Raw genomic sequence first — 13,852 nt, forward strand, 5'->3', positions numbered from 1 at the left:
TTATTTTCTTTTGGTTGAAGGGCGGGGGCCGCGGAAAGCGGCGCTGCGCCCTGTGACTCCGTTACCATAGCGCATTTACTGACTCTTGCATTATGCAAGTATTCATATAATATGACTTTAAAGTTATGTTTGAGCACCTTTTCGCAGAACGGGGGCTGTCCCTGGACCGCCTGAAAACCCTGATAGAAGTGGCCAAGGCGGGGAGCATTGCCGCCGCCGCGCGCGGGGACAGCGCACGGCAAAGCCTGTATTCCCGCCAGATCAAGGAACTGGAGGAATTCTTCGGCGTGGAGCTGGCGGCCCGCCGCGGGAAAGTGCTGGCGCTTACCAGGTCCGGATGGGAACTGGTGCGACTGGCCAGCGAAAGCCTGTGCCTGCTGGACGATTTCAAAAGCCGGAGCCGGAACCTGCCCTACCGGTTCACCATCGGCGCCGGAGACAGCCTGCACGCGTGGGTGGTTGCTCCCGTGCTTGCGGACATCCAGCAGCGCGGCCTGCCGTGGCTGTTTGCGCTGGAGAACCTCCGCAACAGTGAAATTCCCCTCAAGCTTCAGAACATGGATGTGGACTTCGGCATCGTGCGCACCAGCGCGCTGGCGGCGGAAGGGCTGGAAAGCCGGGCCATTTGCTCCATGGATTATGCGCTGTACGTGCCCGCGGCCCTGGCCGGAAAAAAGGTGCGGGGAAGGGAGGAGGATTTTTCACGCCTGCTGGGCATGTTCCCCCTGGCTACGCTGGGGAGCGGTTCCGGCTTCCATGCCTCGCTGAAACGGAATTGCGCGGAATTCGGCATCAGGCTGCGGGTGCAGTGTGAAACGCAGTCCTTCCCGTTTGCGGCGCGCATGCTGAAAAGCGGGGCGTTCATGGCGGTTCTCCCCTGCATGGTGGAGGCGGAGCTGGGCGGGGGATTCGTCAAGGTCACCCATCCTGCGCTGGACAGGCTGTCCCGCAGTATTTCCCTGGCCTGGAATCCCCGCCTGCTGCGCGTGAGGCCTTCCGCCCGGCGCGTGATTGACGTTTTTTCCGCTCCGGAACGGGAATAGCGGAAGGAAAATCAATCCGAATCCACGCCAAGCTTGTTCTTCCGGTAGTGGTCCAGGGAAATGCGGTAGAAGTACACGATCGCCAGCAGATTCAGCAGCGCGCCTGCGCCGAAGGCCCAGTTCAGGTTCAGGTAAGCGTAAATCTTGCCCCCGAAAAACATGCCCGTGCCCACCCCGATGTCAAAGGCGGTGAAAAACGTGGAATTGACGGCGCCCCGGTGGCCGCGGTCCGCCATGTTCAGCTTCATGGTCTGGAAGGTGGGGATGAAGATGCCGAAGCCGAAGCCGATGAGGATGGCGGAGGTATAATAGACCCATTCCAGCGGCGCAAACGCCAGCGCGCCGAAGCTGACAGTCAGGATGCCCAGCGAGATGACGGAAAGTTCCGCCACGCGCCCGCGGTCGATCTGCCGGCCCACCATGAACCGGGAGACCAGCATGCCCAGCCCCATCAGCGCATAAAACAGCCCGGCATACTTGAAACCGTACATTTTCCCGTACAGGGCGGAATACACAGCCACAACGCCGTAGGAGAAAGAGGCGATCATCACATTCACCGCCAGCGGAATGCCCACGCGCAGCACCAGGCGGTCCAGCACCTTTTTGGGCGTTTCATACACGGACTCCTGAACGGGGCGCCTGGGGGCGCGGATGAGGGAGGCGATGCCCGCCCCAGCCAGGCACAGGACCAGGGAGCTCCACGTAATCACGTAAAAACCGTACTGCTGGTATATCTGGAGGCCGATGACGGGTCCTAGGCACATGCCCAGCGTCATCGTCATGCCGAAAAAGCCCAGGCCCTCCCCGCGGCGGGAAGGGGGGATGATATCCACGGCCATCGTCGGACCGGAGGTGGTCATGCCGCCCCAGATCAGGCCCTGCACAAAGCGCGTCAGGAAAAACGCCAGGGCGGTGGCGGCCACGGCATACCCTGAAAAGGACAGGGCCAGCAGGATGTAAACCGTGATGTAAATCTTCTTGCGGTCCCCGGTATCCACCCGGTGCGCGAACCAGGGGCGGGAAATGATGGCGGCCAGCACGTAAATGGACATGATCCAGCCCAGCCAGCCGGAGGAAACCTGCAACTGCCCCGTCAAGTACAGTGGGAGAACGGGCACCAGTTCGAAGAAGGCCAGCCCCATCATCAGGTTGGCGCAGCAGGCCAGGATGTAGTCCCGCGTCCAGAGAGGCACTTTGACGGGCGGTGCGGTTTCCGCCGCCAATTCATCTCTGGTCCGGGTCATGCAGGGGTTGTACAGCCATCGGAAAAAGTTTCAAACGGTTGACGTGTCATGGCGCAGTTCCTGCCCTGGAAAGGAATGGCACAAGATATTTTAACCACAATGGACAAAATCCCCGGGTGATTGGGTACTGGGAACAGGGCCAGCGGATGGACGGCTGTCCGGAACATCGAATTTGCGCCGTTGGCGAGGTGGGATGCCTTCTTTTTTGCGTGCAGGGCCGCGCAGGCATGGTAGGGTACAGGGTATGAGCGTGATCACCAAGCGTGGAGACAGCGGAGAAACGGACCTGATGTTCGGCAAACGGAGCCCCAAGACGGCCCCGCGCATTGAAGCTTATGGAACGGTGGATGAATTGAATTCCCTGATTGGCGTAGTGCGCCATTCCGGAGTAAGCCCCCGGACGGTGGAAATGCTGGACGGCGTTCAGGCGCGCCTGGTGGGGGCCATGGGGGAACTGGCTACGCTGGAGGAGGATTTGCCCAAGTATGACGCCAAGGGTTATGCCCGCATTACGGCGGAGGACGTAGCATGGTTGGAGGAACAGGCCCATCTGCTGGAGAAGGAATGCGACATCCGCTTCAAGGGGTGGGCGCGCCCCGGCAAGGAAGGTTCCCTGGGAGCGGCCCAGCTTGATTTGGCCCGTTCCGTCTGCCGCCGTGCGGAACGCCGGGTGGTGGCGCTGAGGCTGGATAACGCCCTGAGCAACGTCAACACGGCCCTGTTCCTCAACCGCCTTTCCGATCTTTGCTGGGTTCTGGCCCGCTTTGAAACGCTGGATGCGGAAGAAAAGAAAGAAGATCAAAAATAATGCCTCATCATGATTTCTGCTTTGAGAGACTATGGAGGCTTATTCCATTTTTGAACAGCCTTATGCTGGAACCCCCCTTTTATTCTGAAACGGAACTATATAGGGTAATCTTGTAAGGCCGTTTTTATCAGTCATCGAGGGAATTTGGATGGCAACAATGAAAGGCTGGCGCTGTTCATCAAGAATTCGGAAAAAGTAAAACAAAGAGAGCGATTTCCACAAGACTAAAGGGAATAATTCTGTTTGAAAAATATGAACTAACTCTTAACATTATTCATTTGGAATTGTTTTTATTGCACCTGTTGTTGAATGGGAGGTTTTTTTGATTTTTTAGAGATTCGATTTTCCCTGTTGTGTAATTTTTTTAACATATTATTTTCTCCAAGCATATTAATTGCTAAACTCCATTAAGAAGATGTAGAATAAAATCAGGGTATTGTTAATAGGATTAAGGGTTTGGAGCAAAGAAAAATCAAATTGTGCGATTATGTATGTCTTGAATATGCTTCCTTGAAGGTGAATTACTTAGATCTTTAAAAATATTTGTAGCATTTGGCGTAATAATTTCAAAAAATAATTTATCTATTTAGATTGTCTCTATGGGATTTTTCAAGATTACCAATAACGAATTTCATCTTCAGTCAGTACAGGACGCCGATCAAAAATAAACAATGTATGGCCGTTCTTCAGAATGAGGGCGGTGATGTAATAATGATCATAGGGAAGTCCTTCTTTTTCTTTCCAATCTGTATCCTGCCACCAGGCTTCTATATCTTCCGGATTAATAACTGGATAATTCAGAGAGTTATATACGGAATTAATTCTTTTTAAGACATGGCTGATATTCTCTGTAAGATGATGATTTTTTTGAATTGTGTTCAATTCAATATTTTTCTTGGATGGCAAGATGCGATCAATAGAATGTGCAAAAACTCCTTTCACCTTTTCTTTGATTTCAGGATGCTTAGTCCGTATGGAATATCCTAGCCGTCTTGAACTTATATTGCTTTCCTCCAAGGATGTTAATTCTTTATCAATCCAAATTTTGGAGGAAGCTGGGAAATGATGAAGCTCTGGATGAGAGCTTAATATAGTCACTGTTTCCCTAATATGCTTAGCAGGTTCTTCCAATTTTTCTTTTGAATTTATGGTATGTTCTTTGCATGCAGTTGTAAACGTGCTCATAGCTAGCAGAGGAACGAGTATTACTTTCATTTCTTTTTCTTGGATATTAGTTTAATTTTATAAATTATATTATCTGATGAATCACCTTTTTTCAACAATATTCTATTTCCATACTTCCTTTAATATCAAATTCTTTTGAAATTTTCTGACGGTGAAGACGTGATAAAGCCCCATCTTCCGTGATGAGACTTCCGAAGGGAGCATACTCGTAGCGGGCTTGTTGTTTCTGCTGACCGTCGAAGATGGAAGTGACATTCTTCAAGGCATCGTGCATGAAGCAGAGATGCTCTTTTACTTTCATTCCGTTTTCCTGCCAGCATGTCATCATCAGGACGCGCGTTGCCGTCGGTTCCGTTGGATCTCACAGGTAGCTCTTTACCAGCACAGGTTCAGGATGCCTTAATCCAGCTCGGCTACCTGCAGGTAGTCCCGGTACAGGAATCAGGAGTGGCTGGATACTGTTCCATTGATGACCACTTTCTTCTCAAAGCGCCTTCCCCGGTAGTCGTAGCCGCAGGTAACGATGGTCCGTCCATCCTGGCTGGTGAAAACGACGGGGCGGTTATTGGCGTCGTAGGACACTTCCCAGATGCCTGTGGAAGTCTTGATTTTGGTTTGGTTGCCGTCGGCATCGAAGACAGGCCTAAAATCTTCTTCTTCCCCGGTAATCTCCGTGTACTGGTTGAGCGGGTTGGATTCGTAGGCTATTTCCTTCTCCAGTTCCTGGGCGGTCTTGCGGTTGCCGATGTTGTCGTATTGGTAGCTAAAACTTCCTTCTCGGTTGATGCGGTCCTCCACCAGCTCGTTGCGGTCATTATAGGTAAAATCTCTTACCTCTGGAGTAGTACTGCTATCCCAGGAGTCTCGTCGCTGAATGGGACGCATTAGGGCGTCGTAGTCGTATTCATGGCAGGTTGCCAATTCCTCCTCCTCTCCCTTTCTGTAACCGATGGCGGCTACGAGGTTGAGCTTGGGGTGGTAGGCGTTATTGCGGACCATGCCGTTGGGGTAAGTGAGATGGTTGAGGAGGCCGATGGTTTGATCGTACTCCCAGGTAAAGGGAGACTTTAGACCTTCCAGATTTATCCCAATCATGCCGCCTTTGGAGTCATAGTCAAGGTGGGAGTGCTGCACGGTACGGGTTCCAAGCATCAGGCGGCAGCCGGCCGAACGGCCAAAGGGATCGTATTCTTCCTGAAGAGAGCTTTCCACGGTTCCAAAGGAAGTGTCCTGAATCATGTTGCCGTAAACATCGTAGGAGCATTCCCTGATGCCGGAGGCATCCCGGACGTAGGTCATTTGTCCGATGTGGTTGTAGGTGAACTTCCATCCTGGCGTATCATCACTGTGGGAGACGGAGATAAGTTCTCCGGTGAGAGGAGCATAGGCGTAGGTAGTGACGATTCCTCTGGCTTTGGTCAGCGTCTCCAGACGGTTAAATTTGTCGTAAGTCTTGCTTGTGAATGAACCGTCGGCATAAGTCTTTTTCAATTCCAACCCCGTGGCCTCGTCATAGAGCCACGCGGTGGTGTCTCCGTCGGTTCGGTTGGAAGGATCGGAAGTAATGTCGCCTTCGCCGTCGCTGAAGGTAGTCAGCGAGATCATACGGTCGGCTTCGTCGTAGGCGAAGCAGGCCGGCTGAATGGCGGTGCCGTACTCGGCCGTCTTTCTGCTGTGTCCTGACGCGCTGATACCCGGAACTGGAGCAAATGCACTGATCGACTACAAGGTGCGCGTGCTCATTGAATCTTCGGACGGCGGCGCTACCTGGACCACGGTGGGCGTTTCCTACAGCATCATTGAGGCCAGCCTGGAAGCCCTGGCGGACGCCGTCACGTGCAAGCTCTACAAGACGGAGCAGGCCAGATGGCGCGCGGAATGCTGATAAACGGCCCCCTGAAGAACTGACCTCTTGACGATCGTTATATTCTCTCTGAAGCGCAAGGCGGCTTCCGCCAGGAAGAGAAGGCGTGCTCCAGGTAAAATTCATTTAAATTTTACTTCATCCGGTGTTGGCATGTTTTCCGGAAGATCAAAGGGAGGGATTGTGGGACAATGGTAATGAAGTATATGGGGAGCCTGTTTCGTGGTCAGGGGATGGCTTTTAGGTTTAAAGTGAAATACTTGAACGGTACCTGGAGATTCATTGGCATAACAATGGTTTTCAACGTCGTACATCAATGTCCAGTTGACGGTTGAAAAAATGCCGTACCGTTTGTCCCTTCCATGTTGGTCCCTTCTGGTGTATTCGCCCAACTGGGCGATTCCCTGGACAACCACGCATAAATAAGGGCGGCTTCCCAGGCTTACAGGCTGTTGCCGACCATTGTGGAAAATGAGTTCCTGGTTGAATGGAATGATCAAAACCGGAAGCCATCCGCGGGAGCAGGGCCATTCCGGGAACATAGATAGGTATTTCCATTCCTTTTGTACGACCGGCAGTTGATTTCTCGTGACCATCCATAAATAATCACGGCAAAGAGGCTGTCTCAACATCATCCATAATAGAGGGGGAGGCATCGTATTGCGGTTGTAGGCCTGTATACATTCCTCCCCGCAGCCAAGTATAAAACTCAATCCCCAAAGCTGGGAGTCCAAGTCAAAGCTCCGTTCCTCTTCACACCATCCCACTAACTGCCGGTAGCTGTAGATGCAACTGACTGCCTCCGGATTGATTTTCACCAATACCGTTTTGTTATTCGGAGACGGCATATGGAATAAATCGACACTGGCATGGAGCGACTGAAGTGGTAGTAATCCCATAAGTATGCAATAAATGAAAATACTGAAACAGTTAGCAAATATCTTTTTCATTTTTTTTCTTTCTTTTTCCACTCTTCGAGAATCTCCTCTCTTGATTTATTCATTTTGATCATATTCGGATTTAATGTTTTGAGTTCATGGTGTCCCGTTGATGTTCTAAGAATTGTAATATCAGAAGTAAAAAAATGAATAAAATTACATTCTTTATTCCCTGTCTTTACTCTGAATATTCTCCTAAGTGGAGACAAAATATAAACGGATTTTATATGTCCTGTTTCATGAAAACAAGCAATCGTTTTAATATTTTTATTCGCTAGAATTTTTTCCATTAAGGGATGTATTGTTACTCCATTTTGTCCCGCAAAAATTGGAGCTCTTGTTTCTCCCTTTCCGTGTGAAATCATTACGGCAAATTGTAATGCATCAGGTTTATTCTGTTGAGAAGCTTTTGTTGCTGCTTTAAAAGCCTCCTCCGGAGATATTTGATTATTCAAAGAGGTTTTTGAATCGTCATTAAAATAATTTATTAAAGTGTTAACATCTCCTTCATAAATATCCCCATTAAAATAAATTCTTTTCTTTTTTATTTGTGTGGTTAGATGAGTTTTATAGGCTTGTATAAATTTTTCTATTTTATTTGATTCTTTTACTATATTTTCTCTATCTTTAGTAAATGTTATTAATTGTGTTTCATCATTATGAAAAGATGTTACAATAAATAATTTTTTCCCCAATATATCTATACAGTTTATTACTCTATTATCAATGAACCCATACAAATTCCATCCACCTTGTTCGGCGATAGGATCGCGATTGATCCACCTGCCGTCTGCGGGATTAAGGTGGCGGTAATTGTAGTAGACGAGTCCCAATTCGTCATCCGAGAACTCGCAGGAAAACCTGAACTTGTTCTCCCGGGCCATATCTCCTTCTTCCGTGATAGGACTTCCGAAGGGAGCATACTCGTAGCGGGCTTGTTGTTTCTGCTGACCGTCGAAGATGGAAGTGACGTTCTTCAAGGCATCGTGCATGAAGTAGAGATGCTCTTTTACTTTCATTCCGTTTTCCTGCCAGCATGTCATCATCAGGACGCGCGTTGCCTCAGGTTCCGTCGGATCCCACAGGTAGCTCTTTACAAGCACAGGTTCAGGATGTCTCAAATCCAGTTCAGCTACCTGCAGGTAGTCCCGGTACAGGAACCGGCAATGGCTGGATACTGCCCCATTGACGGAGACCTTCTTCTCGAAACGCCTTCCCCGGTAGTCGTAGGAGCAGGTAATCACGGTTCTTCCGTCTTCTTGAGTGAAGATCACGGGGCGGTCGTTGGCGTCGTAGCTCACCTCCCAGATGCCCGTTGAGGTCATGATGCGGGTCTGGTTGCCGTCGGCATCGTAGGCGGGGGTAAAATCTTCTCCTTCCCCGGCAATCTCCGTGTACTGGTTGAGCGGGTTGGATTCGTAGGCTACTTCCTTCTCCAGTTCACGGGCGGCCTTGCGGTTGCCAAGGTTGTCGTATTGATAGTTGAAGCTTCCTCCCCGGCCGATACGGTCTTCCACCAGCTCGCTGCGGCCATTGTAGGTAAAATCCCTTACTGTTTCAGGGGTTGTTTTATCCCAGGAATCCCGGCGTTGGACAGGGCGTATCAGAGCGTCGTAGTCGTATTCATGGCAGGTTGCCAATTCATCCTCCTCTCCCTTCCTGTAGCCGATGGCGGTTACAAGGTTCAGTGTGGGGTGGTAGGCGTTATTGCGGACCATGCCGTTGGGGTAGGTGAGATGGTTGAGGAAGCCGCTGGTTTGATCGTACTCCCAGGTAAAGGGAGACTTTAGACCTTCCAGATTTATCCCAATCATGCCGCCTTTGGAGTCATAGTCAAGGTGGGAGTGCTGCACGGTGCGTGTGCCGACCATCAGGCGGCAGCCGGCCGAACGACCAAAGGTATCGTATTCTTCCTGAATGCAGCTTTCCACGGTTCCAAAGGAAGTGTCCTGTTGCGTTCTTCCATAGGCATCATAAGAAAATGCCCTGATGCCGGAGGCGTCCCGGACTGAGATCATCTGCCCAAGATGGTTGTAGGTGAACTCCCATCCTGGCGTACCGTCATTGTGGGAGGCGGAGACAAGTTCTCCGGTAAGGGAAGCATATGTATATATTGTCACAACGCCTCGTGCTTTGGCCAATGTCTTCAGACGATTAAGCTCGTCATAGGTTTTGGAGATGCGGGAGCCGTCGGCATAGGTCTTTTTCAATTCCAACCCCGTGGCCTCGTCATAGAGCCACGCGGTGGTGTCTCCGTCGGTTCGGTTGGAAGGATCGGAAGTAATGTCTTCTTCGTTCGACCGGAAGGTAGTCAACGCCACCATGTGATCGGCTTCGTCGTAGGCGAAGCAGGCCGGCTGAATGGCGGTGCCGTACTCGGCCGTCTTTCTGCCGCGGATGTCGTAGGAATAGCAAACTGTTCCCCCCAGGGCGTCGGTGATGCAGGCGGGATTGTCACAGCAGGGCAAGTAGCTGGTGGTAGTCACGTTGCCTGCAGAATCGGTAGTTTGGACAGGACGTCCCGCAAGGTCGGTTTCCGTGGTGGTGACATTACCTCTGGAGTCCGTCTGCTTGAGAACCATGCCCGTGGAGGCGTAGGAACGAGTTTGTGAGGAACGGATTCCGGAGTGGTCGGTCTGGCTTACGGTAAAGCCGTCCACGACAAGAGACTCGGCTACCATGTTTGAAGTGGGAATGCGGCTGAACTGGGTGCGCTTGGTTGGGGCAATATACTCCGTCCATTGTACGCTCTGCTGACCGTAGATGTCCGTGGTGATGGATTTGTTTTCCAGTACAGCACTGAGTCTGGAGACCATGTTTTCCGTGGTCTGGGTGAGGGGGAGTCCATCGGCATTGTAGGTGGTGGAAGCCTGCACCTGGTAGACGCCGTCTTCCCGGAACCGGTAACAGGAGGAGTGCTCAGTGATTCTGTTTTTAGCAGGGTTATCAGGATGTAACTCGTCCGGCAGGACGGTTTTCTTCATGGCCTGCCCCAGTTCGTTGTATTCTGTGATAATAGGAGCAAGGTCCTCCGTTTGAGAGCAGACGGATTGCCCCTTGCCGTTGTATAAGTTCCTGGTGACGATAAAGCTGCCCTTGGTATTGGGTTGTTCCTGCCGGGTAATTTGGCCAAAACCGTTTTTCAGATTGCGTGAGAGAATGACTCCCTTGGACAAGGTAGTGGTCAGTATGCCTTCTTCGGTCAATTCAAGTTGAGTTTCAATTCCCCGCTGTCCCGTGCCGCCGTGGAACAGGTCAATGCCATCGTAGTACTTTTTGGTGATCAGGGTAGCGCCTGCCGGAGTGGTGACGGTAGTGGTGAGTCCGTCCTCGCTGTACTCGGTTCGCGTGACACGTCCGAGCACGTCCGTGGAAGAAATGACCCGTCCCAGATCGTCATACTCTGTACTTTCCACCGTGGTCATGGCTCCTATGTCGCGGCGCGTGGCAATCGTCCTTCCCGCCGCATCATAGCTGTAGGAAGTAATCGTTTCAGGCGTGGTTTCCGTCGCCGAGCGGATGGTTTCCACCAGCTGCTTGGCCGAGTTGTACCCGTAGCTGGTGGTGATGCCGTCTTCATCGGTTTCCCTCAACGGGCCACAACACATCCATTCCGTCGTGCTGGTGCGCCCGTTGCCCTTCGTCGTCTTGACGAGCCTCTGCTCGTCGTCGTACTCGTAGTCCTCCGAGGCAATCAGCGACCAGTCTTTCCCGGTGTGAACGTATTGTTCTTTCCTGGTGGTGGCGCCGTTTTCAGCGATGTACTCTACGTTCCTGGTGCTTTGTCCTGGAACGATGCTTCCGTTGGCCTGCACGGTCTCCGTCACCTGGTGAATGGCTCCGTATTCCGCGGCTGCTTCATAGGAATAGACCGTCTGGACGCCATTGACGCCCTGGCTCATCTTCCGCCTGCCCCGGGCGTAGGGATACTCCGCCATTTCCCCGTAAGTCTCCTCTACACTCGTATGGACCTGGTTGGAACCCAGAGCGGTTTCCGTCACGGTCGTGCGGCCGACTTGCGGGCTGTCTTCATACGTGTAAGTGCGCTTGAGAAGCTGGGTTTCTTCTCCATCCTCCGCAATGATCACTTCGGTTTCTGTAGCGGGTCTGAAGTCGTTGAAGCGCAGGTCGGCGTAAGTGGTTCGGGTCCCTCTCTCCCCGCCACCGGCCCAGGGAGCAGCGGAAAGCACGGTTCTGCCCTGCTCGTCGTACTCGTAGCGCGTGTAACCGCCATTGGGTTTGAGTTCCAGGGACACTCGGAACTGGTCGTTGTAGGTATAGAGGGTGGTTCTGGCCAGAGGGGTCTTGTATCCCTCCGTCCGGCTGATGGTCAGCCAGCCGCCGTCGGTGTACTTCTTCACTGTCCGGGTACAGGAGGCGGGCGCTTCCTCGTTGATGCCCTGGACCCTTTCGATGCGCTCCCACTTGGAATCGGGCAGGGCGTTGCGTTCAATGGTGCGAACGATGCGCTCCTCTCCCTCCCCCTTGACGATGGTCACCTTGTTGCCTTCCTCGCGGCGTTCGATGAAATGCGGCTCCTGACCGGCGCGCCGGTTGGTGATATGGGTGACCTTGACTCCGTTTTCAAGCGAGGTTTCATAGACGGCCGTCTTGTAGGGCTCTCCGGCAACGGTGAACCCGCCTTCCCCGTCCGGGACGGTCTTGCCGGGAGCAAACCACTCCAGGGTGAGCCTGTCGCCTTCGGGAATGCTTCTCATCAGCCCCTGGGCGCGGGAATAAACACTGGCAAGGGAGCCGTTTTGATGGTAAGTGACCTGGACCTTGCTGAAGTACTCCTCGGCAGAGGTCACATGGCCCGAAGAGCTGGTGACCGACACGACCTCTCCGGTGGAGGAAGAGAAGCGCAGGACCATGCCGCCGGGAAGAACCATGTCCATGAAAGCGGGAGTACCCTGGAGGTTGGGAGTAAGATCTTCGTTGAGAAGCCTCACACGGTAGTCGCTCTTCCTGGAAGAGCCGATGGGAGAAGCGTCGCTGCTTCCCTCCTGGGCCTTGAAATAGAGATGGCTTCCGGAGGGGCGCTTGACGGTGACGCGGCGCTCGTCAGCCGAGAAGGAAGCGCTCCAGGCCATGGGGTGGTTGTAGCGCATGGAAAAGCCGCTGGAAGCCGCGGAATTAGTGGTGGAAGAGCGTGCCGTCCGCATGAACCTGGCGGGAACCGGAGGCGTGGGTCCTCCCGGGGAGGGAGGGTTGATGCAGGCGTTGCCCTGGCAATCCTGCTCTCCCTCGGGATCCCCCGGAGTGGGGTGTGTCTGGACACAATGTTCGTCCCCTTCTTCATTGCACTCACATTCACAGGGGCAGGGTTCCTCTTCCTGGTCTGGCTCGCTGGAAGAAGAGGAAAGGGAACTGGAACTGCTGCTACTGGAAGAAGACGAAGAACTCGATGAGCTTGACGAGGACCAGGAAGAACTGCTTGACGAAGAAGAACTGGAACTGCTGCTGGACGACGAGCTGGAAGACGGAGCGCTGCTGGAGGAATCCGGCTCCTGGGGCTCCAAAGAACTGCTGTGGAAACTGGAAGACGACCAGCTGCTGGAGGAACTGGACGAGGAAGAACTCGAACTGCTGGAAGACGACGAACTGGAACAAGAAGGCGGTGCGCTGCTGGAGGAATCAGGAGGCTCGGGAGCCGAAGAACTCGGCTGGAAACTGGATGAAGACGAAGAGCTGCTGGAAGACGAACTGCTCGAGGAGGAAGAGCTCGAACTGCTGCTTGGCTTGGGGTCAAACTCAAACGAATCTCCTCCCCCTGCCGAACTGCTCGACGAATCTCCTTCTTCCATCTCCTGGTACAGGTTGACCAGAGTCAGGACGGTTTCTCCCTCCTTGCCGGCGGGAGTGTTTTCCGCCAGCAGGTAATAATCCAGGTCGGGCTCTCCTTCCTTGTCGCACATTAAGGCAATGCAGAACTCCTGTTGGTCCTCCGCGGCAGGCTGGTGTTGGTGGACGATATGGCACCAGTAGTATCCCTGGTCAAACTGGATCTGGCGGCGGAGAGGGGTGGAAGAACTCGGCTCCGTGGAGAGTTCCAGATCCTTGGCGGGAATGGAAAGGGAGATGGAAGAGTGGGCGTGGAGGTGGAGAAAACAGGTGGAGGGAGCCATGACCTTGAGGTATCCGAACCATTCGTGGCGGGTGGGGGAGGAAGCAGTTCGTTTGGGGATAAGGACGGGAGCGGAGAGGCCGTTGACCAGGAAGTCGCCCTGTGGCTGCCCGTTGGGGTACATGGGAATGAAGGGGTAGACGGTGTCCATGGCGCCGATGTTGAAAGTGTTGTTCATGGTAATGAAATGATGTTTGTTCAATGGTTGCGACTACCATGAATCAAAAACTAACAACGTAAACACGCCGGGAACGTTATGATATTTGGTGAGTTTTTGAGGCGGATGGCAACGTGGGAAAAGGGAGGGGATTCTTCTCCGGTGGCACATATTTCTTTGCCATATTTTCAAAATTTACCCATTGCCAGGGTAAAAGACAGCGTGCAGGAAGAGAAATACTAGCAAAAGGTAAAGGAGATTTTTCTCTGATGAACCAAGTTTCCCGCGTTCCATTGGAGTTATTGCATTTAAAAATTACCGGTTGGATTCATGACCGCACTACCATCCTAGTGAGCATAAGAAAGGAGTTTTTATAGAACATTATTCAAGGTACAAAAGAAACTTCATCAAGTGGTAACGACTTTTATCTCTATTTTTTGCCGCTTGCGGATTTTCTGCTTGTGTTGAAGACTTAAAAAGAGGAGA

Annotated in this window: 11 protein-coding genes; 5 read left to right on the top strand and 6 right to left on the bottom strand. The window is 52.3% G+C overall.

The features are described 5' to 3' along the window. The first annotated feature begins 125 nt into the window (after positions 1 to 125). A complete protein-coding gene (locus tag J5W70_RS05255) occupies positions 126 to 1,043 on the top strand; it encodes a LysR family transcriptional regulator (RefSeq protein WP_022396793.1) in 918 nt (305 codons plus the stop codon). 11 nt (positions 1,044 to 1,054) lie between these two features. On the opposite strand, the gene J5W70_RS05260 is transcribed toward J5W70_RS05255, so the two are convergent. After that, positions 1,055 to 2,287: an MFS transporter gene (locus J5W70_RS05260; RefSeq protein WP_022396792.1), complete on the bottom strand. Its 1,233-nt coding sequence runs from the start codon at positions 2,285 to 2,287 to the stop codon at positions 1,055 to 1,057. Positions 2,288 to 2,531: 244 nt separating this feature from the next. Here J5W70_RS05260 and J5W70_RS05265 point away from each other — a divergent pair, with 244 nt between their 5' ends. Continuing rightward, positions 2,532 to 3,095: a cob(I)yrinic acid a,c-diamide adenosyltransferase gene (locus J5W70_RS05265; protein WP_022396791.1), complete on the top strand. Its 564-nt coding sequence runs from the start codon at positions 2,532 to 2,534 to the stop codon at positions 3,093 to 3,095. Between the two features lie 615 nt (positions 3,096 to 3,710). On the opposite strand, the gene J5W70_RS05270 is transcribed toward J5W70_RS05265, so the two are convergent. The 3 genes from J5W70_RS05270 to J5W70_RS05280 all read right to left on the bottom strand — a co-directional run bounded on the left by J5W70_RS05270 (position 3,711) and on the right by J5W70_RS05280 (position 5,885). Continuing rightward, a complete protein-coding gene (locus J5W70_RS05270; RefSeq protein WP_146021356.1) occupies positions 3,711 to 4,280 on the bottom strand; it encodes a hypothetical protein in 570 nt (189 codons plus the stop codon). Positions 4,281 to 4,371: 91 nt separating this feature from the next. Beyond that, positions 4,372 to 4,608, bottom strand: a complete 237-nt coding sequence (locus J5W70_RS05275; RefSeq protein WP_102730849.1) for a hypothetical protein — start codon at positions 4,606 to 4,608, stop codon at positions 4,372 to 4,374. Between the two features lie 113 nt (positions 4,609 to 4,721). Then, a complete protein-coding gene (locus J5W70_RS05280; protein ID WP_102730848.1) occupies positions 4,722 to 5,885 on the bottom strand; it encodes an RHS repeat domain-containing protein in 1,164 nt (387 codons plus the stop codon). Positions 5,886 to 5,922: 37 nt separating this feature from the next. Between J5W70_RS05280 and J5W70_RS05285 the strand changes: the two genes are divergently transcribed. Then, positions 5,923 to 6,165 carry an alpha-isopropylmalate synthase regulatory domain-containing protein gene (locus J5W70_RS05285; RefSeq protein ID WP_022396596.1) on the top strand — a complete coding sequence of 81 codons (243 nt, stop codon included), beginning with the start codon at positions 5,923 to 5,925 and terminating at the stop codon, positions 6,163 to 6,165. 101 nt (positions 6,166 to 6,266) lie between these two features. Here J5W70_RS05285 and J5W70_RS05290 read toward each other — a convergent pair whose 3' ends face one another. Together J5W70_RS05290 and J5W70_RS05295 are read right to left on the bottom strand one after the other, a co-directional pair. Further along, a complete protein-coding gene (locus tag J5W70_RS05290; protein WP_022396595.1) occupies positions 6,267 to 7,043 on the bottom strand; it encodes a hypothetical protein in 777 nt (258 codons plus the stop codon). Between the two features lie 47 nt (positions 7,044 to 7,090). Further along, positions 7,091 to 12,247 (bottom strand): RHS repeat domain-containing protein, encoded by a 5,157-nt coding sequence (locus J5W70_RS05295; protein ID WP_215832964.1) that lies wholly within the window; start codon positions 12,245 to 12,247, stop codon positions 7,091 to 7,093. Between the two features lie 136 nt (positions 12,248 to 12,383). Between J5W70_RS05295 and J5W70_RS05300 the strand changes: the two genes are divergently transcribed. Together J5W70_RS05300 and J5W70_RS05305 are read left to right on the top strand one after the other, a co-directional pair. Continuing rightward, entirely contained in the window at positions 12,384 to 12,965 is a 582-nt protein-coding gene (locus J5W70_RS05300; protein WP_147553812.1) for a hypothetical protein, read from the top strand. A 92-nt stretch (positions 12,966 to 13,057) separates the two neighbouring features. Next, the gene (locus J5W70_RS05305) at positions 13,058 to 13,429 is read left to right on the top strand and encodes a hypothetical protein (RefSeq protein ID WP_147553811.1); all 372 of its coding nucleotides are present in this window, start codon (positions 13,058 to 13,060) and stop codon (positions 13,427 to 13,429) included. Positions 13,430 to 13,852 lie beyond the last annotated feature (423 nt).

This window comes from Akkermansia massiliensis (assembly GCF_018847375.1).
Taxonomy (GTDB): Bacteria; Verrucomicrobiota; Verrucomicrobiia; order Verrucomicrobiales; family Akkermansiaceae; genus Akkermansia; species Akkermansia massiliensis.

Coding starts and splice junctions, on each gene's coding strand:
- J5W70_RS05255 (WP_022396793.1), top strand. CDS start 126: ATGTTTGAGCACCTTTTCGCAGAACGGGGGCTGTCCCTGGACCGCCTG.
- J5W70_RS05260 (WP_022396792.1), bottom strand. CDS start 2,287: ATGACCCGGACCAGAGATGAATTGGCGGCGGAAACCGCACCGCCCGTC.
- J5W70_RS05265 (WP_022396791.1), top strand. CDS start 2,532: ATGAGCGTGATCACCAAGCGTGGAGACAGCGGAGAAACGGACCTGATG.
- J5W70_RS05270 (WP_146021356.1), bottom strand. CDS start 4,280: ATGAGCACGTTTACAACTGCATGCAAAGAACATACCATAAATTCAAAA.
- J5W70_RS05275 (WP_102730849.1), bottom strand. CDS start 4,608: ATGATGACATGCTGGCAGGAAAACGGAATGAAAGTAAAAGAGCATCTC.
- J5W70_RS05280 (WP_102730848.1), bottom strand. CDS start 5,885: ATGATCTCGCTGACTACCTTCAGCGACGGCGAAGGCGACATTACTTCC.
- J5W70_RS05285 (WP_022396596.1), top strand. CDS start 5,923: ATGGCGGTGCCGTACTCGGCCGTCTTTCTGCTGTGTCCTGACGCGCTG.
- J5W70_RS05290 (WP_022396595.1), bottom strand. CDS start 7,043: ATGGGATTACTACCACTTCAGTCGCTCCATGCCAGTGTCGATTTATTC.
- J5W70_RS05295 (WP_215832964.1), bottom strand. CDS start 12,247: ATGCGGACGGCACGCTCTTCCACCACTAATTCCGCGGCTTCCAGCGGC.
- J5W70_RS05305 (WP_147553811.1), top strand. CDS start 13,058: ATGGCACCAGTAGTATCCCTGGTCAAACTGGATCTGGCGGCGGAGAGG.